Below are 3,773 nucleotides of genomic sequence, written 5' to 3' on the forward strand. Positions count from 1 at the left end.
CATTGCGGAGCGTCTGCAGACCGTCGTGGTGTGAGGCCGAAGCCGGCGCTTGGGTCGCCGGCCCTCGACGTCACTCGGCGGCGATGCCGGGACGGCTCGTGTTCGCGGCGAGCCCGGCCTCGATCGACTCGGCGATGATCTTCAGGCCGAGCTCCAGCTCTTCCTCGGAGATCGTCAGCGGCGGGGCGATACGGAAGACGCCGCCCATGCCGGGAAGCTTGACGATGTTCATGCTGAGACCGCGCCGGAACGCCTCAGCCGCGATCGCGGCGCCGAGCTGATGGTCGGGAACCCGGTCCTTGCGGTCCTTGACGATCTCGACGCCGAGCAGGAGACCGCGCCCGCGCACGTCGCCGACGCATTCATAACGTTGCTTCAGGCTGGACAAGCCGGCGAACAGTTTCGCCCCCATGCTGCGCGCCCGTTCAACGAGCTTTTCTTCTTCCACCACATCGAGCACCGCCAGGCCCACGGCCGCCGGCAGCGGATCGGAAACATGCGTGGTGTAGAAGAGAAAACCTTTCGCATGCGCTTCCTCCTCGATCTCGGCCGTCGTCATGACGGCCGATAGCGGAAGGCCGGCGCCGATCGTCTTGGAAAGCGTCAGGATATCCGGCGTGACGCCGTCCCTCTGGAAGGCGAACATATGGCCGGTGCGGCCGATGCCTGTCTGCGCTTCGTCCAGGATCAGCAGCATGCCGCGTTCGCGGCATTTCTGCTGCAGCGCCGCCAGGTAGCCTTGCGGCAGCTCCAATATGCCGCCGCTCGACAGGATCGGTTCGGCGACGAAGGCCGCCAGGTTGCCCGTCGACTGGCTGTCGACCAGATCGAAAGCATCGTCGAGCTCGGTCTGCCAATCCAGCGAGCCGTCGGCATGCTTGAAACGCGGCCGGAAACTGTTTGGCGCCGGGATCGCGAGCGAGCCGACCGCGGCAGGTCCATAGCCCTTGCGGCCGGCGCTGTAGGTTGCTGACGCTGCCACGCCGGTCATGCCGTGCCAGCTCTTCGAAAAGGCGACGATCTCGTGCTTGCCGGTCACCAGCTTGGCCATGCGGATCGCGGCTTCGTTCGATTCCGCTCCGGTCGACAAAAGCAGAACCCGGTCGAGCCCAGGCGCCAGCGCCGCCAGGCGCACGGCAAGCTCGACCACGGGACGGGAGAGCATGCCGCTGAACAGATGCGCGACCTGACCCACCTGGCGGCTTACCGTGGAAACGATGCGGGGATGGGAATGGCCGAGCAGCGCGCTCATCTGGCCGGAGGTGAAATCGAGAATGGGCTTATCATCCGCATCGTAGACGAAGGATCCCGCGGCGCGCTCGATGATGGCCGGTTCGAAGCTGCCGCCGTAGCGTATCAGATGCTTTTGCGCCGCATTCCAAAACCCGCGATCCTGGTTTTTCGACATCGTTCCAGCTCCACCAAAGCGTTCGGATGACTAAAGCGCGTCGTTCTGAACGCACTGATGCGACGCGCTTTAGGTTATTGTTTTTATGCATGTCGTTGTCCCAAAACCGCTGTGCACTTTTGGGCGACATGCATTAGATAGCGGTTAGCGTTGGTGCAGTAAAATTGATAGTAATCGGATCCGGATATCAATGGATTTGATATGCAGGCTCCACTCGATCTCAAGCTCCTGTCGACATTCGTGCGCGCGGCGCATTCCGGCACCCTGAGCGCCGTCGCGGTACAGGTCGGGCGTACGCAATCGGCCGTGACCATGCAGATCCAACGGCTGGAGGAAGCGCTTGGCCAGAGCCTGTTCCATCGCAGCGGCAGCGGCGTGCGGCTGACCGGCAGCGGCGAACGTTTTCTTGCCTATGCCGAGCGCATCCTCAAAATCCATGATGAGGCGATCTCGGCCTTTTCCGACAAGGGCTTGCACGGGTCGATCATCTTCGGCAGCCCCGAAGACTATCTGAGCGCGTTCTTCCCGGCGCTCTTGAAGAGTTTCGGCACCATGTATCCCGATGTCGAGATCAAGGTGGTCTCGGCGCCGACGGTCGAACTGCGCACGCTCATCAATGCGCGTCAGGTCGATCTGGCGCTCGTTTCCACACCCAATCCAGGCGATGCGCCGGATGTCGTGCGCAGGGAATCGCTGGTCTGGGTCGGCAGCCGGCCAACCCTGGAACTCTACGATTTCGGCGACACCGTTCCGCTCGCCCTGGCTGCGTCGAACGCGATCGACCACAAGGGGGCCTGCGAGGCCATGACCCGCGCCGGCCTGCGCTACAAGATAGCCTATGCCTCCAACAGCCTTGCCGGGCTGATCGCCGTTGCGCGGTCAGGGCTGGCGATCAGCGTGATGGCGGAGGGGGCGGTGCCGCCCGATCTCCATATTCTCGGCGCTCCGCTTCCTCCGCTGCCCGGGCTCGGTATCGTGATCGTTTTCGCCGATGCGGAACGATCGCCCGCGGCCACGGCCTTTGCCGATCACATCCGCAAGGTTCTGCCGTCGCTTTGAGGGTCTGCCGCCTCGCAGCCTCTCGATCAGCTCGTGGTCTGGAACGTCAGCCCGTGGCCATTTGCGGCCGGTTCGCCGTCAACGACATCCTGAGCGCGGCCAGGCACCCGACGATCCCGAGCGGCACGAAAGCCAGGAACAGCCAGCCGGCGACGATCGCGGCCGCCTCGCGACTCAGGCCATCGGAGAACCCACAGGCATTAGCGATAATGCCGGCAAGGGCGGCGCCTACCGCATAGCCGATGCGCTGCATCGTCGGCACGGCGGCCGAGGCGATGGTCTGTTCGCCCTCGCGTGCCGAGGCGACGATGACGCGGGTCAGGAACGGCCAGGCGACGCCGAAGCCGCCGCCCTGCAGAAGGGCGCAAAGCAGGATCAGCGGGATCGAGCCGGTCGGGATCGTGTAGGCGAAGCCGGCAATGCCGCAGGCGATCATCAGCGCGCCGACGACGATGATCGACCGCTCGCGATGCAGCGCGCATTGGCGACGAGGATCGACAGGATCGACCAGGCAATCGATTCGGCGGCGATGATATAGCCTGTCGTCAGGATCGGGATGCCGTGCAGCGTGGTCAGCAGCAACGGCCCGTAAATGGCGAAGGTGCAGGTCGCCACGGAGAAGGCGGCCACCATGGTCATGCCGCTGCCGAGCGCGGAATTCCAGGAAAAAAGTTGCGAGGGAAACAGGCGCGAGCGCGGCTTCAGCGCATCGACGCGGAAGAACAGCGCGAGGCCGGCCAGGCCGAGCAGTATGAGCAGCGACGAGCGCAGCAAGGCGATGTCGACGCCAGCGGCGGCGATCAGCACGACGCTGACGGCAAGGCAGCCGAGCGCCAGGAAGGGAAAGGCGGGCGTCGGGCCGGCGCCGGCCTGCGGCCGCTTCGCGTGCGGCGTGCCAAGCACGGCGAAGCTTGCGAGCGCCATGGCCGCACCGCCAAACGTGAAGACACCGAAGGCCCAGCGCCAGGACAGGAAATCGACTATGATTGCGCCGAGCATCGGGCCGCTGAAGGCGGCGACACCCCAAATCGCCGAGATGATGCCGAAAAGCTGCGGCCAGATATTGCGCGGGAACAGGCGCTCGACCGAGACGAAGGCGAGCGAGACGAGCGCGCCGCCGCCCAGGCCCTCGACCAGCCGCCCGGCCAGGAAGACCGGCATCGATGGCGCGGTGGCGCAGACCAGCGCGCCAGCAGCATAAAGAAGGGCCGCGGCCATCATGTTGGTGCGCAGGGCGACGAAGCTGACCAGCCGGCCGGCGGCGGCACCCGCGACGATGGCGCCGAGTTCGTATACGGCCAGCGAC

General features: G+C 65.1%; 2 protein-coding genes and 1 pseudogene. 1 reads left to right on the forward strand and 2 read right to left on the reverse strand.

Annotation, left to right across the window (positions count from 1 at the left end):
* Window positions 1-70: 70 nt before the first annotated feature.
* Entirely contained in the window at window positions 71-1,408 is a 1,338-nt protein-coding gene (locus tag EOA28_RS28260) for an aspartate aminotransferase family protein (protein ID WP_127249563.1), read from the reverse strand.
* 201 nt (window positions 1,409-1,609) lie between these two features.
* On the opposite strand from EOA28_RS28260, the gene EOA28_RS28270 reads away from it, so the two are divergent.
* On the forward strand, window positions 1,610-2,467 hold the full coding sequence (locus EOA28_RS28270; RefSeq protein ID WP_127249564.1) for a LysR family transcriptional regulator: 858 nt from the start codon (window positions 1,610-1,612) through the stop codon (window positions 2,465-2,467).
* Between the two features lie 46 nt (window positions 2,468-2,513).
* Here the strand turns inward: EOA28_RS28270 and EOA28_RS28275 are convergent.
* Window positions 2,514-3,773: pseudogene (locus EOA28_RS28275) on the reverse strand (MFS transporter); the annotation flags it as partial.

Origin of the sequence: Mesorhizobium sp. M2A.F.Ca.ET.067.02.1.1 (assembly GCF_004023285.1) — a bacterium.
In the GTDB taxonomy this organism is placed as follows: domain Bacteria; phylum Pseudomonadota; class Alphaproteobacteria; order Rhizobiales; family Rhizobiaceae; genus Mesorhizobium.

Excerpts from the sequence above, each read along its gene's own strand:
- EOA28_RS28260 (WP_127249563.1), bottom strand. The coding sequence starts at position 1,408 with ATGTCGAAAAACCAGGATCGCGGGTTTTGGAATGCGGCGCAAAAGCAT.
- EOA28_RS28270 (WP_127249564.1), top strand. The coding sequence starts at position 1,610 with ATGCAGGCTCCACTCGATCTCAAGCTCCTGTCGACATTCGTGCGCGCG.